16 protein-coding genes and 2 pseudogenes are annotated in these 17,916 nt (G+C 45.4%); 1 reads left to right on the plus strand and 17 read right to left on the minus strand.

What is annotated here, in order from left to right; genetic code table 11:
- Window positions 1-11: 11 nt before the first annotated feature.
- From EYB31_RS34800 to EYB31_RS34845, 10 genes are all read right to left on the minus strand, one after another.
- Window positions 12-1,274, minus strand: a complete 1,263-nt coding sequence (locus EYB31_RS34800; protein WP_131018191.1) for a nickel-dependent putative hexonate epimerase — start codon at window positions 1,272-1,274, stop codon at window positions 12-14.
- Between the two features lie 207 nt (window positions 1,275-1,481).
- Window positions 1,482-2,444, minus strand: a complete 963-nt coding sequence (locus tag EYB31_RS34805; RefSeq protein WP_206105522.1) for an NAD-dependent epimerase/dehydratase family protein — start codon at window positions 2,442-2,444, stop codon at window positions 1,482-1,484.
- A complete protein-coding gene (locus EYB31_RS34810) occupies window positions 2,441-2,893 on the minus strand; it encodes a MerR family transcriptional regulator (RefSeq protein ID WP_131018192.1) in 453 nt (150 codons plus the stop codon). Before EYB31_RS34810 ends, EYB31_RS34805 begins: the two co-directional genes overlap by 4 nt.
- 549 nt (window positions 2,894-3,442) lie before the next feature.
- Window positions 3,443-4,399, minus strand: coding sequence for an aldo/keto reductase (locus EYB31_RS34815; RefSeq protein ID WP_131018193.1), 957 nt, complete (start codon window positions 4,397-4,399; stop codon window positions 3,443-3,445).
- A gap of 183 nt (window positions 4,400-4,582) precedes the next feature.
- A complete protein-coding gene (locus EYB31_RS34820) occupies window positions 4,583-5,515 on the minus strand; it encodes an aldo/keto reductase (RefSeq protein WP_131018194.1) in 933 nt (310 codons plus the stop codon).
- Between the two features lie 143 nt (window positions 5,516-5,658).
- Complete coding sequence (locus EYB31_RS41350; protein WP_276322126.1) at window positions 5,659-5,790, minus strand: hypothetical protein; 132 nt, start codon at window positions 5,788-5,790, stop codon at window positions 5,659-5,661.
- Window positions 5,791-6,223: 433 nt separating this feature from the next.
- The gene (locus tag EYB31_RS34825; protein ID WP_131018195.1) at window positions 6,224-6,622 is read right to left on the minus strand and encodes a hypothetical protein; all 399 of its coding nucleotides are present in this window, start codon (window positions 6,620-6,622) and stop codon (window positions 6,224-6,226) included.
- A 338-nt stretch (window positions 6,623-6,960) separates the two neighbouring features.
- Window positions 6,961-7,695, minus strand: a complete 735-nt coding sequence (locus EYB31_RS34830) for an HAD family hydrolase (RefSeq protein ID WP_131018196.1) — start codon at window positions 7,693-7,695, stop codon at window positions 6,961-6,963.
- A 694-nt stretch (window positions 7,696-8,389) separates the two neighbouring features.
- Window positions 8,390-9,310, minus strand: a complete 921-nt coding sequence (gene cyoE, locus EYB31_RS34835) for a heme o synthase (RefSeq protein ID WP_240763166.1) — start codon at window positions 9,308-9,310, stop codon at window positions 8,390-8,392.
- 1,341 nt (window positions 9,311-10,651) lie between these two features.
- Entirely contained in the window at window positions 10,652-11,902 is a 1,251-nt protein-coding gene (locus tag EYB31_RS34845) for a Gfo/Idh/MocA family protein (protein WP_131018198.1), read from the minus strand.
- 160 nt (window positions 11,903-12,062) lie between these two features.
- Between EYB31_RS34845 and EYB31_RS34850 the strand changes: the two genes are divergently transcribed.
- A complete protein-coding gene (locus EYB31_RS34850) occupies window positions 12,063-12,932 on the plus strand; it encodes an AraC family transcriptional regulator (RefSeq protein WP_165452777.1) in 870 nt (289 codons plus the stop codon).
- 822 nt (window positions 12,933-13,754) lie between these two features.
- Here the strand turns inward: EYB31_RS34850 and EYB31_RS34855 are convergent.
- The 7 genes and pseudogenes from EYB31_RS34855 to EYB31_RS34880 all read right to left on the minus strand — a co-directional run bounded on the left by EYB31_RS34855 (window position 13,755) and on the right by EYB31_RS34880 (window position 17,881).
- Window positions 13,755-14,126, minus strand: coding sequence for a hypothetical protein (locus EYB31_RS34855; protein WP_131018200.1), 372 nt, complete (start codon window positions 14,124-14,126; stop codon window positions 13,755-13,757).
- A 396-nt stretch (window positions 14,127-14,522) separates the two neighbouring features.
- Window positions 14,523-14,938 (minus strand): annotated as a pseudogene (locus EYB31_RS34860) (aldo/keto reductase); the annotation flags it as partial.
- Between the two features lie 22 nt (window positions 14,939-14,960).
- Window positions 14,961-16,163, minus strand: coding sequence for a multidrug effflux MFS transporter (locus tag EYB31_RS34865; RefSeq protein WP_131018201.1), 1,203 nt, complete (start codon window positions 16,161-16,163; stop codon window positions 14,961-14,963).
- A gap of 186 nt (window positions 16,164-16,349) precedes the next feature.
- Window positions 16,350-16,733 (minus strand): DUF2255 family protein, encoded by a 384-nt coding sequence (locus EYB31_RS34870; RefSeq protein ID WP_131018202.1) that lies wholly within the window; start codon window positions 16,731-16,733, stop codon window positions 16,350-16,352.
- Window positions 16,734-17,007: 274 nt separating this feature from the next.
- Window positions 17,008-17,379 carry a WG repeat-containing protein gene (locus tag EYB31_RS34875; RefSeq protein WP_131018223.1) on the minus strand — a complete coding sequence of 124 codons (372 nt, stop codon included), beginning with the start codon at window positions 17,377-17,379 and terminating at the stop codon, window positions 17,008-17,010.
- Window positions 17,380-17,382: 3 nt separating this feature from the next.
- Window positions 17,383-17,436 (minus strand): annotated as a pseudogene (locus tag EYB31_RS41710) (hypothetical protein); the annotation flags it as partial.
- Window positions 17,437-17,533: 97 nt separating this feature from the next.
- Window positions 17,534-17,881, minus strand: coding sequence for a DUF4870 domain-containing protein (locus EYB31_RS34880; RefSeq protein WP_131018224.1), 348 nt, complete (start codon window positions 17,879-17,881; stop codon window positions 17,534-17,536).
- Between the last annotated feature and the right edge of the window lie 35 nt (window positions 17,882-17,916).

The raw sequence follows: 17,916 nt of genomic DNA on the forward strand, positions 1-17,916 counted from the left end.
CAGCCGCATCGTTATTGATTTAGTTTTTCTCGGGTTGTCCATAAACCCGCTGAAGGTGTGCTGATAAAATAGATTTCTTCTCCGTTCTCTAATATATTAAAGCCATTTTTGAGCTTATCCGGAGGATAGAGTTCCATCGCTTCTTCAAAATCGAGATAATTGTAATGAATCGACTCGACTTCTTCTTTGGTTAAATACTTTGGAGCGTAAGTAATCTTAAATCTGCCTTCTGAGGAGCCGTGTATGAGATGAGCCGTAGCATGAGTTAAATCCTTTAAATCTTCATTGTTCTTCCATTGTTCAAGAACACGCGGCGTTCCGGCATACCCGTATTTGCGAATGAGCTTATCAACCACATCCTGCTCTCCGAACCGCTTTAGTCCGGGTCCTATAATAATTAGCTCACCGTCGTCAGCCATCGCCTTTCTCGTCCGATAGACTGCCTTGTTAGCTACCCAGGTGCTGAAAAACTCATCTCCCTGCATAACGGCAATTACTTTTTTCAATGGAGGAACAATCGTAATATTCTCGTTTTTCGATTGCTTAGCAGCAAGTAAATACGTATCCAAATCGTCCCCGCAATAAAAACCGCTGTGTACAAGCTTTCCTTGTTCGTTGTATTTCATCACGACCTGAATGTAGGTATCCGGCAAATGAGACAAAAATTCCGATTCCGCTTTGTTAAAGCAATGTCTGAGCGGGGTTACAAGGCTTCCCAAATTGTTTTCGATCCCGTAGCAAGCGGCAGCCATATGCGAGGCACAGATCGTATCTTTGCCTCCCAGTCCGATAAAATAATTTTTATTGTGATTTGCAAAACCCAGTACCTCGTGAGGGACTACATGCCCGATGTTCAAAATAATATCCCAATTGCCTTCCAATACGAGCCGATTAATGCTGATGGGGATTTCCCAATCCGCCGCTCCGCCGGAAATGTCCTTTACATAATCCGCTGGTATAGTTCCCAATGTCTTGCAATCGTTGATCCAGTCATGGACAAGAATTTTGCTTTCTGGAATGTCTCCGAACATCCATTGGTTTTGTTCAGGAGTGTGCGGTACATGTTGTCCCAACGTTGGCATTACGTATACATCGGCGGAGGGAGCAAAAAAATGGTACAAAATGTTCGTAATCCACCCTGCACCTGAATGAGCTCTTGTAATATCAGGAGGCAACAAAAGAACTCTTTGAGGTGCCCCGTTGATTCTCTGCAAACATTGTTCCGCACTTTTGGTAAAAAGTGCTAGACTGGATCTACATATTCTACGCGGCAATTCGAATCGCCAAACCCGTTAGACTCCATAAAATAAGTATTAGACTGCCTCTTAGAAATAGAAGCAGCGACAGCCAAGGACGAGAAAATATAGTCTTAGATTGTCGCTGTTTCATTTCAACTAACGTTTCCCGTTAGCGCCACTGTTCATAACCTAGCAATTAAGGTCAGGAGTGGCTTGTTGTGGTGATACCACGCTTAATAGTCTCTAGCCCCGTTCAAACCATTTATGCTCCACCATATAAGAAACACTTTCTTCAACTGTCTCCAAAAGAGTATGTCTTGGCCGATAATCAATGAGACTTTTTGCTTTTTCAATGCTGAATTGGCCGCTGCGGGCGATATGAAGATATGTCTTCTCAATATGCTCTTTGTCCTTTGTAATGTCACACCATTCATTCCACGGAAGGAACTTTATTTTCTCGTCCTTTCCAAAAAAGCGGTACATCGCTTGCGCATATCCAAACAAAGTAATGGATTCATCTCCAACAGCATGAAAGCTTTCACCTAGTGCGGCTTTTCGGTGTACGATTGCGTTATAAAAAACCTGTGCAACATCATCTGCATGTACATGATGCAATGTCTCCATCCCAAAATTAGGAATGGCGATTTCCTCTCCACGCCGGATTTTGTCAAATATCATGTAATCTGCATTTCCCACAGGATTAATAATACTCCATCCCGGGCCTGATATTTGACCGGGCATAATTACTGTCCCCGGAAATCCTTCTTGGCGGAAGCGTTCATGTAGATACAGTTCACTTTTTAGCTTTTGCGTTCCGTATTCATCCAATGGATATTTAGGCTGGTCTTCTCTCATTGGCAAATTCGTTGCTCTCCCATGTGCCCATATGGAAGAACAGAATAGATAATGAGATAAGTTTGTACTTCCCAGAGACTCAACCATACTTTTTGTACTTTCCACCGAAAAGTTAATTAAATCTACTACTATGTCGGCGCTTAATGCAGCTATTCGCTTTTCAAATTCTCCACTTGTGGCTTTTTCACGATCTAATACAACCTGCTCTACCTCATTCCAAGCAGGATCATTCTTATATGGATTACTTATCCCGCGTGAAACACAGAGTACCTGATGTCCCGCCTTAACTAACTTGGGTACTAAGTAACTTCCAATATGTCCACGCCCACCAATTACAACAACCTTCATCATGGATTCCTCCTATTATTGAATTTAGTTAAGTTACCTAGTGGCATCTTCGATTCTGGCCCATCACTGTTTCGATGTACATCCTCACTACCTGCTTCTAAAGCTTTTTGATAATACCCGCACTTAAATTCAATACATTCGCGGTAAAGCTCCAATTCCGCGATTTGCTTGTCGACCTCCCTCTTTCTTTCCAGAAACATGTCATGTCTTTTCTGAATTGATGCGTCTCCTTCTTTCGTCCAATCAATGAATGTCCGGATTTCTTTGATGGACATACCCGTCTTTTTTAGACAATGAATGACGTGTAGAAATTCAAAATCCGATTCATCAAACACTCGTATTCCATTACTATTACGCTTTACAAAGGGCAATAGCCCTTCCTTTTCATAGTAGCGTAATGTATAAGTGGAAATATTCATCATTTCAGACAACTGTCCAATTGTGTAATTCATTTTGCCTCCCCCAGTATTGGATTAGCGGTTTCCTTTGTATAACTTTAATGAAAGTATAGGACTTAGAGTGAACTGTAAGTCAAGACGTCTTTCCATAGCGAATGGTATTGCCAAAATCATTGTGTTAAACTGCCCGTTAATAAAGCATCGCCAATCTAATACTTTATTTTCTCAGTCAAACACTCTATTTTCCAGTCTAGAACTTTATTTTCTTCTAACAATGAGATAATGTTCATGTCATAGTCGGAGGGGGATAGTCTCAGAGTCTACACGCGGTTCTCGTTATTATCCTGGAGTCTATAATGTGGGTGATTTTGTGTCACATTACTACAATGTAGGCATTTTTGTGTCATTGGACATTATGGTTCCAGAGAGACTTGAAGATCCGACTTCCTCACAGTGTTGTCAGACCTTGTCATAAATGACAAGAACTTCATCCCATTCCCGACAACACGAAAGAGGAACTGACCGTGGCGCGACAGTAAAAAGCAAACCCACTGATCTCACAGGGAAACCAGTGGGGTTCGGTTTGCGTGAAGCTCTCCGGACTCAGCCTGCCGGGAAGGCTTTATCGAGCTGCTTTTCGTGCTCCTCGGACAGCCTCCAGCCGACGGCTCCGAGGTTATCGTCCAGATGCCCGGTGCGGCTAACTCCCATGATTGCAGAGGAAACGGCCGGACGATGAATAATCCAGTTCAAGCTGACCTGTGCCGGTGTCTTGCCCAGCTCCTCGGCGATGCCCCGCAGCACCTTGACTCCGTTTTGGAACTGCCTTGCCCGCTCGGCCACCACTGGCTCCTCCGCCCCGCGGCTGCCCTCCGGAATGGATTCCTCGTATTTCCCGGTGAGGATCCCGCCGCCCATCGGGCTGTAGAGCACCATCCCGATGCCCTGATCCACACACATCGGCTGCAGCTCCTTCTCGATGGCTCGGTTCGTCAAGCTGTAGTTCGGCTGGACCGAGACGAAGCTGGCCAGTTTATTGACATCGCTCACCCACAGCGCCTTCATAAGAACCCAGGCCGGGAAATTGGAGCAACCGATATATTTCACTTTCCCTTGGCGTATCAGATCGTCATACGCACGAAGCGATTCCTCCATCGGCGTATTCAAGTCCACCCCATGGGCTTGATACAAGTCGATGCAATCGATGTTCAGCCGCTTTAAGCTGCTCTCGACCTCGCGCATGATGTGATACCGGGATTGGCCGCTTTCATTAGGCCCCGGGCCCAATTGGCCATGCACCTTCGTTGCGATGACGAGCTTATCGCGATGCCCCCGGATCGCTCGGCCGAGAATCTCCTCGGACTCCCCGCCGGTATAACGGTTAGCCGTGTCAAAAAAATTAATTCCCTTATCGATAGCTTGATGAATGATGTTAACCGCCGCGTCAGCATCTACCTTGCCTGGCTTTCCCCACCGCGGATTGCTGCTCCCAAAATTCCAGCAGCCTAAGCCAATCCGCGAAATATTCAGCCCGGTCTTACCCAATCTACCATATTCCATGACCCGTCACTCCTCACTTTCGTTCTACCCTCAAGTATAAGTGAGGTTGCCCGGAATGGAAATGACTGAACATTTTGAAACCTACTCACTTCCAGTATACTTGCCACGCGGTGCGCCGCCCCGTCCCGCTCGCTAAGAGTGACAGCAACGGCTAGTACACTGATGGAGTAAGGAACACCCCGTTCAGCTTGCGGCGATCGCGCGAATTTCCGCTAACGTCGCTTCGTCCAGCTTCACTTCCGTTGCCGGTAACACACCGAGAATATGGCTCGGCTTTCGGACACCTACGATGGCGCTCGTGATCGCCGGATGCGCGAGGACGTACGCGACGGCAAGCTGCGGAAGGGTGAGGCCGAGCCCATTCGCGATCACCTTCAGCTTCTCCGCACGATCCACGTTGCTGCGCAGGTCCACCGTGTGAGCTTTGTTCCGCGACCGCCAATCCGTTTCGGGGAACTTGGTCTCATAGGTATAATTACCGGACAGAAGCCCCGAGGTTAGCGCGCTGTAGGAAACTACCCCGATCCCCTTCTCTTGACAGTAGGGCAAAATTTCCTTCTCGATGGCCGGTCTAAGAATCGAATAGGGAGGCTGCAGGGAATCGACGTGGCGGACCGCAAGGGATTCCTCCAGCAGCGGAATGCTGTAATTGCTCACACCTACATAGCGGACCTTCCCGTCCTGGACCAGCTTGTCCATGGCGCGCATCGTTTCTTCCGCAGAGGCCTTCGTATCCGTATCCGGCCAGTGCATCTGATAAAGATCAATATAGTCGGTACCTAGGCGACGCAAGGAATCTTCCGCTTCCCGAAGGATGGAGGCGTAGGAGCCGTTCTTGGAAACCTTCAGGTTCTCATCCCACACCATGCCACACTTGGTTGCGAGAACTACCCTGCTGCGGTCGCCCTTTAAGGCTTGGCCTATCACTTCTTCGGAATGCCCTTTTCCATATACCGGTGCCGTATCAAAAAAGGTAACCCCGGCATCTAACGCGGCACGAACGCTTTCTGCAGTAAGCTGATCGTCCTGGCCTCCCCAATCTCCGCCGGCTGCCCAAGAGCCGAACCCGATGGCCGATATTTCCGGGCCATTCTTGCCTAATTTACGATATTGCATATGACTGCACTCTCCAATCCATTATGGGATAACTTCATTATACGCTTATTGGGATTGGAAATAAAAACCCCCTAAAGGAAGCGGTCCTGGCTTGCCACCCGGATCCTTCTGCTTCAAGAGGCTCGTGTCTTGCCGCTCCGCCGTTACGGAGTCGTTATCGTGATGTTATCGAAGTAGGCGGTACCAACCGTGTACGGATTTGACCCGAACACGATCCGATCCAGCGAGCTCAGCGGATTGTGGAAAGCGGCATTCGTCACCTTCGGCGTCGCCATATCCGTCTCCCTTAAAGGAAGTTGTTCGGAATAAGCTTTTCGGCACAAAACTCGTCAATATGATGTTATGTAACCACCGTCGGGAATAGGATAAAGTTCTTGTCATTGAAATTTGACAAGAACTTTATCCCATAAATCAAAAAAGCCGCCATTTATGCGGCAATTAATAAGATAATGTTCTTGTCACCCGACAATAGTCGGATGACAAGAACATCCCTTTGCATCATTACTCGCTCATCTACAGAGCTCCGTAACAAATTTATATAAATCAACATTCGCCTTTGAGGATAATAATCCCTCATTATGTAATAAAAGTAATAAGGGCATGCTGCCCGATAGCTTAATGGGGCCGTCGCCCCGAATCTTACCCGCTGCGGTCCCCTGATGTATTTTCTGTGCTATCGTACCCGTTACTTCAATGTTCATTGAACATTCATTGAATCCTCTCAGATACAAGCCAAGTTTTTGCATCTTCTGGATCGACAAAGAACTTTAATGGGAGTAATTCATTTGTATTTTTTAGTTGGCGGAGTATTTTCCATTTTGCAATAGTAGAGCAGCCTACTATTGATAATTTACTTATGGAGGGAGCTAGCCGGCAAATGCTATTTACAAACTCAGTGATTACCTCATTTGTCAATTTGGTTTTATAGAAATCGACCCAAATGCTTATTCGTCGCTTCTTATCCAGGATAAACTCTTCTTCCTTTTTCATCAAAGCAAACAAGGAATCTTTGTTCGCGTAAAAACTTCCATATTTAAGACAGTGGATCTCCCCACCCTTATAATAATAGGGATATATTGAACCTCCGGGCGATTTTATACTGTTCATCCTAACCCCCCCTCTTACATAACAATTATATCATGAATGCGTAATACTTAAGCCCACTTTGTCGTAAATCTGCCCGTTACTTCAATGGTAAAAAAATGCCCCACAGCAACGGGCTGTGGGGCTAAGATTTATATTTAAAAAGGGGGTCAACTCTTATTATAGGCTACATTTATTAATGCAAGGTGAAGAGATGATTTCAATTATATTACAAATCATTCTTACTTTTGAAGTAAACTGCCCGTTTGGCCTAGCGAGGCCGCCTGATCTTTCCCGCGGTATCCTTCTTATATTTGTATTGATCTATCGTATCCATTAGCGGAATAGCGCGAATAAGGTACTCAATCAAGGGGACTGTCCCCTACGTGTGACAACAAAATCGCACGTAACTCCTCTATTTCGGTAATCACTGCTAGAGGGCGAGGCTCTTGAGGTACTTGATAATTCTTCTTATTTAACCATATAGCTTTCAACCCTTCTTGTATTGGAGCCGCAACATCATTTGTCCAAGAGTCGCCCACGACAAGTACCTGTTCTGGTGGTAAAGAAGTCATACTTAGAACATAATGATAAATTTCTGGGCTTGGTTTTTCATAGCCGATAACTTCGGATATGAACACATACTCTTTTGGAATGATACCGTCTAATCCGATTGCCTCCAATTTATCATTTTGCCACCCTTTGCTTCCATTCGTCAATACTCCTATTTGATAATAATTACTAAGATCTTTAATGGTTTTGTTTATCATCACATTAGGCTTCATATGCTTTTTACTTATTGATTGGTAGAACATTTCAAAGTTAATTGCCGTTTCTACATCCGTTGTTTTCCCCATTTGATCCATAGAATAGAGAAAACGTTTAGTTCGATATTCGTCAAAAGAAATTTGTTTGCTATCTAATTTCTTTACTAAGAATTGTTCTACATTACTAAAGACTTCAAATAAATCGTTACTATTCATTTCACTGGTGAAAAAATGATTTCTGAACGCGTCCTTAACACTATTTTCCCAATAGTCGGCAAAGTGTAAAAGTGTATCATCTAGATCAAACAAAACCAATTTAATTGGATACATAATACTCTCCCATCCATTATGTGATAATAAAATTAACGCTCCAATCTACGGAACCCTGACTCAGGCATTTTAGTTCTACTCCTTTCCCTTTTTCAGAGTACAACCGAACATCTTCCTGAATATTATTTTTCCAATTCTATCCTTCCACTCAGAAGCATGCAACACTTATTTTTAAACATTCTTTCAATTGGTTACTACTCTAACGAGTTGAGGTTACCGATGGATACTGTAGCTCAACTTTTTTGCCCGTCCCTCGGCATCTCAAATGTACTATCACTCACTAGCCTGCCCGTTAGTTCAACGCTCTTGTAGCGTTCTTCATTTATTGGAACTTTCCAAACTCATTTTTCAACCAGTGCTGATTTTGGTGAGAAAATGTACTGTTCCACGGGATATTCGAGATATTAACGATGAAATGGATTATTATTAGACTCTTCTCCCCCGAGCGAGCTAACAACTGATGATGATGTCGGAGGTCAAGAACATATAGCGATAAAAGACTAGAAACATAACCCTCTCTCTACAAAACAAACAAATTAAAAAGCTGCCGGTTTGCGCCAGCAGCTTTTTAATTTGTTTGTTAACGCCCACGCTACAAGAAACGGACAATCAAAACTCGGTAATTCCCTCTTTTCAGACCTCAGTTGACCTTGGCATAATTTGGCTTATTGGCTTATTCCACGCCGTATTCCTATTAAAATAAAGGAGCACCTATGGAGTAGCCTACAATCATCACTAGCAGTACAGTAATGTGATTCAGCGAAAAAATAAACATCGAACGGGCCCACTTGTCCTCCTGCTTCCGACGATAACCGTTGATGCTTAGAATTAACCAGCCTAAGCTTAAGATCGCGTTGACCACGGCGATGTAAGGATTAAAGGACCAGAACAAAAAGCTACTCAGGAACAGCGCAACCAGATAAGCGTTCATCTGCACATACGTTCTCCGAATCCCTTTGACGACTGGCAACATCGGGATGTTGGCCGCACGATATTCCTCCATGCGCCGAATCCCAATCGCGTAAAAATGGGGCATCTGCCAAATGACCATTAACACAAACAACGCAATGGCACCGGGATGTAAAATGTCAGGCGAGATCGCGGCCCAACCGATTAAAGGAGGCATCGCTCCTGACAAGCTGCCAACCTCCGTATTATAGATTGTTCTGCGTTTCGTCCAAATCGTATAAGGCACGACATAGATAAATAGCCCTAGAAAGCCAAGGAAAGCGGAAAGCGGAGAAGCAATATACAGCGCAATAAGACCGCCGACCGCGATCCAGCCCCCGATGAACAATCCGCTCCAGACGTCAATGATGCCAGATACGGTCGGTCTATTTTTTGTCCGCTCCATTATAGTGTCGATATCGCGGTCGTATAAATTATTAAAGATACCGGCTGCTCCAATCACAAAAACTGTTCCGATTAAAGCCAATGTCATGTTTCCTATTTTATCGAAGAATGGTATCTTATGAACGAACATCGCCATGCTAAGCCCCGCTATCATCGCAATGAGGTTCGATTTAATAATGCCAATCTTAATCGATTCAAAGAGCACCTTAGTCATTGAGATTGGAATCGGTTCGACACTAACCACATTGCTTTGGAATCGCATGAAGGTAACACCCCCTCTAAGTAATTTCACTTTTAGGTTACCATATCAAGTCATTTAAATGCCGTTCCTCAGCTAACTCTCATGATTCTGTCATAATTCTTTGTCGCTTTCGTGAATTCTTCTTATTGGGCAGAATCTGTTTAGTATAGGTCATTGCCCATGACAACGCTCATCAGCACCACACTCCAGACTGCCGCTATAGGCATTCGTACAGACCAATGGGGAAACACCCACATAAGATGTATTCGGAATGATAAATACCTAATAGGAGCGATCAACATGGCTAGTATTCCGTCCCCTTCACGTTGGGGTATTCAAACCACAGCAGGAGGTAGACCCGTCGTTTATGGTACATTTAACATCAATTCAGTTGCAGGCAACACTGTAACGGGTACAATTAATTTTCGAGGCACCGAAATTCAGATTCATGGGAATTGGGATGAAGGAACGAAACAAATCAGAATGGAATCACCGTATGCTTCGTATTCGGGACATTTAGTTCTTTTCGATGACCCTTCCATTCGAACTCGCCATTATATATTAAGCGGACAGCTCGTGATGAAGCCCCCCTCAATACAAGCAGGCGAGCGCGGGACCTGGATTGCTACAACAGATGTCGAGCTCACTGGACCTCCCACGACAAGCCAAGAGATGCCTCCTGTTGGAGCCTTTCTCACATCGACCTTACTGCAACAAGGATCAGGGCGCTGAACAGAGCCTAACTGTTGTCTTCCTCTTGTGCTGGATCGGAAGGAGGATTCTCGGTCTTAACGGAACCTACGTCAGGCTGCTGCACATCGCTAGAAGCCCCTTCAGATCCGCATGAAGCTTCGCCATCAATTCCTTGAATTTGTCCTTAAGTTTGGAGGCAAAAGAAAACTCACAACGTAAGGGTTAGTCGCATTAGGTCAAATATAACCACGAATCAACGAGTTTTCAGGGCTCGGTTTCTGGGTTCGTGCCTTTTATTTAGCAACTCAGATTGCAAAGCGGGTACATAATCCAATTTCATCTGGTAGGAAGCGCAATCTTGGATCATCCCCCCACCTCATTTTCAAGGAAAGTAATAACGGAGTTGAAGCGTACATTTTGATGGTCGAAGGGAAGCTGCAAATATCCATTGCCTAGGAGAGGCACACATTTAGGCCTGGCGATGCGGTTCATTTCACTGCCGGTCGTCCGCACACATATACGAATCTGTCGGATGACAAAGAAATCTATAAGACGATTATCTGCTATCCGTCGGCTTAAAAAACGCAAGCAGCCATTCAAAGGGCTGCTTGCGTCTCCCACGCCGTGCCCCTCCTCCCATGCATGAACAGCTTTTTACACCAGCATAACTCAACTAAATTGATCGGCGAAGGATGCCAGCTCGATCACCTTGCCGCCGTTCAAGCGCGACTTCTCCGCGGCGAACGCCATCAAGTGGCTGCGCACCGAAGCCGAGGCCGACGTGAGAGATTCTTGACCGTTGTAGCTGGAGACCTCCTTCAGAAAGCCGCCGACGACGCCGTCGTCTCCCCCGCCGTGTCCGCTCGTCTGCCTTGGAATCGTCACATCCGTCTTCCGATGAGTAAGGAAATCGAACCAAGTGATTTTGTCGCCCTCGGCGCGAAGTTCCCCGCGCGTTCCCATCACCTGAATGCGACGTTCCTGCTCGAATGTGAATCCGCACATGCTGAACATTGCCGTTGCCCCGTTCGCGAATTCCATATTGACCACCTGATGGTCGACGACGTTGTTGTCGCTTCGGTAGACGCAGCGTCCGTAATTCGTTTCGCGCAGCCCTTGAATAATTTTTTCCTCGGTCAACTCATGCGTAAAGTGGCGCGCCCACCCTTTAAACTCGCTGCTTAAATAAAATCTCGTTGCGGCGTACGGACATGTCGACTGTACCGGGCAGTCGAGGCATCGCTCCGTGGAGTCTTTCGGCGCGTTGCCCGAATGGAAGTGCATCAGCGATCCGAAGGAGCTGACGCTTGTGCATGGTTGATCCATAATCCACGACAGCACATCCATATCGTGGCACGATTTGGAGAGAATCATCGGGCTCGACGTGTTCGAATTGTTCCAATTGCCGCGAACGAAGCTGTGAGCGATATGCCAGTAGCCGACGTTCTCGTTCAGTTGGATCGACACGACTTGGCCGATATTCCCGTCGAAGATGATTTGCTTGATTGTGCTCCAGAACGGCGTATACCGCAGCACGTGACAAACAGTCAGTAGTCGGTCGTTCTCCTTCGCCGCTTTCTCCATCGCGATGCACTCGCGCAGGTCCGGCGACATCGGCTTCTCCAGCAACACATGATACTTCTTGTTCAGCGCTTGAATGGTCGGCTCGTAATGCATCCGATCCTGGGTGCAGATGATGGCGATATCGGCTAGCTTCTGCTCGGCCAAAATCGTCTCCCACGACTCATACCGATGCTCCGCGGGAATTCCGTATGTGTCGGCGAAGCGGTTCCTGCGCTCCGGATCGGACTCGGCCACCGCTACGATTTTCAATTCGTGACGATATTTAAGTGCGTACGGGGCGTAGCTGCCCGCTCCCCTGGCGCCGGCGCCTATCAATACTGCGGTCAATTGCTTCATGAAAAGAACCTCCTCTATGCAAATCTCGATCCTGGGACGATGCGTAAGCTCGTTCCTTTACATAGTAAGGGAGAAGCGGTTGGAGATGAATATCAATATGTACTATGTATTGTCATTTTGTAGTGCGTGGGTTACACTTGCAGCAGATGGAGGGATGCGTATGCGGGGCTTGAAAGACTTCCCGAGTGAAAATGCGGAGTTCTTATACTACACGCCAACCGCCGAGGAGAAAGCTATCGGGATATGGCCGCTCCATGCGGGCAGAATGATCGCGAAGCCGAACTATCAGTCCGGCCCTCGCCAAATTCGATATTACAATGTTCATTTTGTACTTGAGGGACAAGTGATTTACGCGGTTAACGGCGAACAGATCACATTGACCAAAGGCGACTTGTTCTGCTTGTTTCCGAACAAAACGTTCCATTACAAGGTCGATCCGGAGAATCCGAAGCTTCGCATGGCTTGGATCGGCTTCGATGGGGAGGGAACGGGCTCGCTGCTTCGTTATATCGGAGTAACCGAGCAGCAGCCATATTTGTGTGGCGCCGCCCTGCCCGATTTGCCCGGCACGATCCGGGAGCTACTCCATATATTTCGCCGTCTCATCATCAATGAAAGCCAGTATTTGCAGTTCATCAGCTTCATGTACGGGCTGTTCTCGCAGCTGGCGGCGGCAAGCGAGCAGAATAAGCCTACGGTAAACCAACTTGCCTGGATACAAGATAGTGAGAAATTTATGAACCTGAATTACGCCGAAGGCATAACCGTTCAGGAGGTAGCCAAACACGTCGGCTTGCACCGCACCCATTTCTCCTCCATGTTCTCGGAGAAGCTCGGCATATCGCCCTTGCAATATCTGCAAAGATTGCGTATGAGGAACGGGGCGAATTTGCTCACCGAAACCGACTTGTCCGTAACCGAAATCGCTTTGTCGCTCGGTTATCCGGACTTGTATTCCTTTACCAGAGCGTTCCGTAAATATTACGGGATAGCTCCCACCCAGTTCAGAAACAGCAGGAGCAGCGAGTAATGAATCGAGTTGGTAAGGGCGGTTAACCCGCGACTTCTCACACTACCGTACATGCTTATCCGCATACGGCGGCTCCAAAACGTTAACGTCGACGTTCTCCGTCCATTTTTCATGTGGTCATACGGCTTCGCCCGCCAATATGATTCGACTGTTCCGGGTCTTGTCTTCGCATCCTATCTACATCTGCTCACTGACTTTTTTGTTTTACAAAACAGCGAAGGGGCCATCCCTCTGCCATATTTATGGCTTATAGGACCGCCCCTTTATGTTTACGCGCGCTCTTCCGGTGTGTTGGTTTTGACCTTATCAATAAAATCAGAACTACCTTACCCAAAACTACATTCATCGTCGGTAGATGAATAATATCCAATGTAAAGAATTATTTTGCGCCGCGGTAATCGGTACAAATTCTTGACTCTCACTTATGGCAAGAATTCGTACCGATAAAATAAAAAAGCCGCGATTTACGCGGATCGTTATCGGACTATATTCTTGTCAATCGACAATAGAACATGATAGAAAAGCATTTTATAAACGCTTTCTTCCACTGAGAACCTTAAGGCAGCTTGCTGCCGGCCGCGACGCGGTTAGGTTCGCAGGATTTTCCACCTAAATACTGGAAAATTTTGAATGACTGATATTTGTTTAAGTTCAGAAGGCTGTCAGGCAAACCATGGCCAGCTTGCCACCTAGCTTCAATGCTTCCCCACCGAGGCTTCCATGAAGGTCAGATCGGGAGCAATCTCTTAATCTGATCGTGCTTCTCTCAGCGGTTTGTCTGAAGTACATTATTCGCGATTTTTACTAGAATCTCAATGCTTTTTATTTAACTTTATTGTTGATTTCATGCAGCAGTCTAACAATTTCAGAAAACCCAAGAAGTAAGAAGCCTGAAACAATAGTTGAAATCCACCAAGTTAATGCCACACTCCATTGGAAACCTGATTTAGTATGAAGGATATTTGCAATTTCACTATTAGCGAGTTTGTATCCAACTATTAGCCCTAAAACCATCTCCACAATAGCTATTATTCTAATGATTTTAGCTACAGCATTTTCTCCATCACTGGTCATTAAAGTTGAATCCACTTTCCTTTCCTCTTTTCTTCCCTCCTTCCTTTTTATTCCATAAAACTGATTTCGAGTCTCTTCTTGCTTTTTTCTAATATTCTCAAGATTAGTATCATTATCCAAAAAATATCCCCTCCATTTCGTATTATTATATAATAAATGGAATTATATTCCTATGGTTTCTGGAGCAAGCTTTAAAAGCAGACTATGAAGTCTTTTCCCAAAATTACGTCAGCAGGCCGCGCCGCGAAAACCCAAGAAGTAAGAAGCCTGAAACAATAGTTGAAATCAACCAAGTTATTAAGTTCCGTTTCTCAGCTAACTCTCATGATCCTGTCATAATTCTTTGTCGCTTTCGTGAATTCTTCCTATTGGGCAGAATCTGTTTTGTACACAGAACCATTCAGACACACTTGATCGTCCATTAATCCCGGTTAATGAACGATCAAGCTCGGATTTCGGCAAGATCCAACATCATTGAAATATAGGTGCTTACTAAACGTACCGGGCTGCCGGAAAAAGCTCCATATCTTCCCCACTTAATTCAAAGTTTAAGATATTGAAGTTTTCGATGAATCTTTCCTTATGAACGGACTTTGGAATCACAACAATTTCTCTTTGTATCAACCAACGTAAAGCCACTTGAGCCACAGATTTATGATATTTTTCAGCTATTGATAGCATTTCTGTGCATTGTTATAACCTGCATTCTGAATCCAAAGCTTTGTTCTAACAAATATCTCTTCTCTAGGTACGCCACACCGCTTGATGGCGCGGCCGACCGCTTATAAACAGCAGCTGTATCAATCAAATCGGTAACCTTCCATTAGTGCGTTACAAACTGATTCTTCGCATACATCTTCATCATCAATTTGATAAACCCCAAATCCGAGTATCGGCATCTCAAAACCATTATTCAGTGTAACATTTAGCATTGTAATCCCCAATTACAGGCATTTATTGTGAAGCTAAGGCCGGCCTTTTAACCAAGATTAAATAAGAGATGACAGCCAATATACTTGTCATGAAAATTGTGACTCCAAAAGGCAATGCGGAGTTTTCTCCTGCGATCCCTACAAGGGGAGCAGTGACCGCTCCTAGTGCAAATTGCAAAGTGCCTAATATGGCGGCGGCACTCCCTGCAATATGCCCTTGTGACTCCATAGCCAACGTAAACGAAACGGGGCCAATAATTCCTATAGATGCTGCAAACAAGAAGATCGAAATAAACAAAAGGAAAAATGGCCCATGAGATAAAACAACAATCAGGATGGCAGCGGTTGTGATAAAAGCTAACTGCAACCCGATCTGAAAAATACGGCGCTCGTCCATCCGTCCGGCTAGCCGTTTAACGAACTGTGATCCTAAAATGATACCGAGACCATTTAAGGCAAATAGAACCGAAAACAGTTGGGGTGAAATGCCATACATATTTTGATAAATAAACGGAGTACCGGCTACATAAGCGAACACACCGGAGAACAGGATGCCATTGACAAGAGCATACCCCATAAAGCCCCGATCCCGAAGCAAGGAACCATAGTTCCTTAGCACTTCCATAAAGTTGCCCGGAACACGTCGATCAGCCGGCAAGCTTTCTTTAATTCCCCACACGGTCATCCCCGTTAGAAAAATCCCTAAAAAACCTAAAAAGATAAACACGCCGCTCCATGAAGTGAACGTACTTACCGCACTTCCGGCAGTAGGGGAAATTAATGGAGCGATATTACTAATCATCGTCAACAATGCAATGAATTTAACCATCTCTACTCCACTGTACCGGTCCCGAACTATCGCACGGGAAATGACAAGTCCTGCGGAGGCGACAAATCCCTGAATGAAGCGCAGGATAATAAAAATACCGATGTTTGGTGAAAAGGCGCACCCCATAGAAATCAGTAAATAGAGAACCATGAAAATTAACAAAGGCCTTCGTCTGCCATAAACATCGCTTAATGGGCCTGCGACAAGCTGCCCTATACCTAATCCTAACAAGCTGGCAGTTAAGCTCATTTGGATCATAGATGCATTTGTGCTAAAATAATCCATCATTTGTGGAAGCGATGAAAGGTACATATCGACCGTAAATGGCCCTAATGCAGAAAAGGCGGATAACATCAAGGCAAATAGGACAGGATGGTTATTGGCCTTTACATTCATTTTGAAAGCTCCTCATTTGGGTGATCTCGGCTGCCCAGCCTGGCACATTCGTGAAAGGCTGCGTATTTCTTTGATTCATGGTCACTCGGGGAAAGGTCTTATCCCAACTGAAGTTTGTGCCTCGGATGCAGCATCGGTCGTGGATTGTCGATTTCATGCACTTACGCTGTTTGCAGTTTGTGTAGATCAGGATTTGTTTTCGCGCGGCACAACCATTACTGTCGCAGAACGGGCTCGCGTGCTGATCATCGAGTTTAGATAAGGGCTGCCCTTATATTTTGCCCGGTACGCATCATCGATGAGGTCATTGATCTGCCCCTCGACCGGTTCAAAAGTGACTTCTTTCGTCATGCCAGCAACAGTGATTCGACCCGCCTTTTGTCGTATTGCTGCCTGATACCAACGGGAGTTCTGCCCGTAGTAGGCCCGTACATAGAGTGAATCACCAGCCACAACGGACCAAATCCATGTCGGGGTGCCGTAGGTTACTCCGTCTTCACGGAATGGCGAGATGTGAAGGTCATCAGCTTGAGAAATCTTTTGCAGGTCCGCTATCGACCATGTATCCATGAATTGCATCCTCCTTAAAACTCATATTCGCCAATACTCTTTATAAGTGTGAACTCACGTTTATAATTCTAAGCAGAAACAAAAAGCTTGCAATAATCAATTCCTCGTGTTGTGTGGATTACTGAACAAACCATCTATAATTGCCTATTATCTAAGAAGGGAACTTTAGGAGAGCTGCCCAAATGATCAAATAAAGCAACAATATGGAATTCCATGGGAATCCCTAATGTAAAAGTCATACTGAGAGAAGTAGCCTTTTTCAAATACGATTTTCTCAGGAGTAACTAGCTAGTCCTTCGTTTAATTTTCCTATCGTCTTGTAAACGGGTTCCTCGATGACATTGCCTGCATTATCGATAAGGCCCAGCTTGTAGTTGCTGGCCTCGGTTGACCGAACTTGAAGTACGTTTTCACTGAACTTCTCAATACTGTTATAAGCTCTCTCTCTTATCACAGTACCAGAGCGGTCTATCAGATAGCCTTGTCCATCTTTGGCAACAAAAGCGAGACCATCGATAAAGTCAGTCGCATAATCGTAGATCGGCTTAATGACAAGAGAGCCGGTCTTGTCAATGAATCCATGTTTGTAGACGTTCAGGTATTCCGGTTCAATGACAATCGAACCGGTTTTATCGATGAACCCCATGTTACCATGCAGATTAACACCGGCTAAGCCTTCACTAAAATTCCCGGCAGAATCAAAAAATTGCTCAAAAAAAAGCCGACGTTCCTTGTTCTAAGGAATCGTCGGCTTTAATTTATTAATGATCGTCTCGCGGACAGATTGGGGTGCAGCCTGCTTATTTTAAAATTTGAATGCCTCCGATGAGCGGCAGCGGCTTCAGTTCCCCCTTCGCTGCATTAATGATACCCAAAACGGCAAATACAAGCACGGCAAGGTTCCCTATTGGGGTAATGATCAGCCATCCGAGTAAGGGAATGATCGCCCCTACGATATTGATGACTATTGCAGCTAAAAACAGAAGCAAACCTTGATTCGCATGATACATCGCATACTTCGAGTCCCTGGCGGCAAGCAGAGGAATAAAAAATATGATGTACGATAAGATTGCGATTCCTTTGTTCTTATCAATGTCTGCTTGATCTGCTTCATCGACGAACGGTCTTCCTGGTTCCATAACAACCATCCCCTTCATACATTAAATCGGACTGATAACGTATG

Source organism: Paenibacillus thalictri (assembly GCF_004307995.1).
In the GTDB taxonomy this organism is placed as follows: Bacteria; Bacillota; Bacilli; order Paenibacillales; family NBRC-103111; genus Paenibacillus_AF; species Paenibacillus_AF thalictri.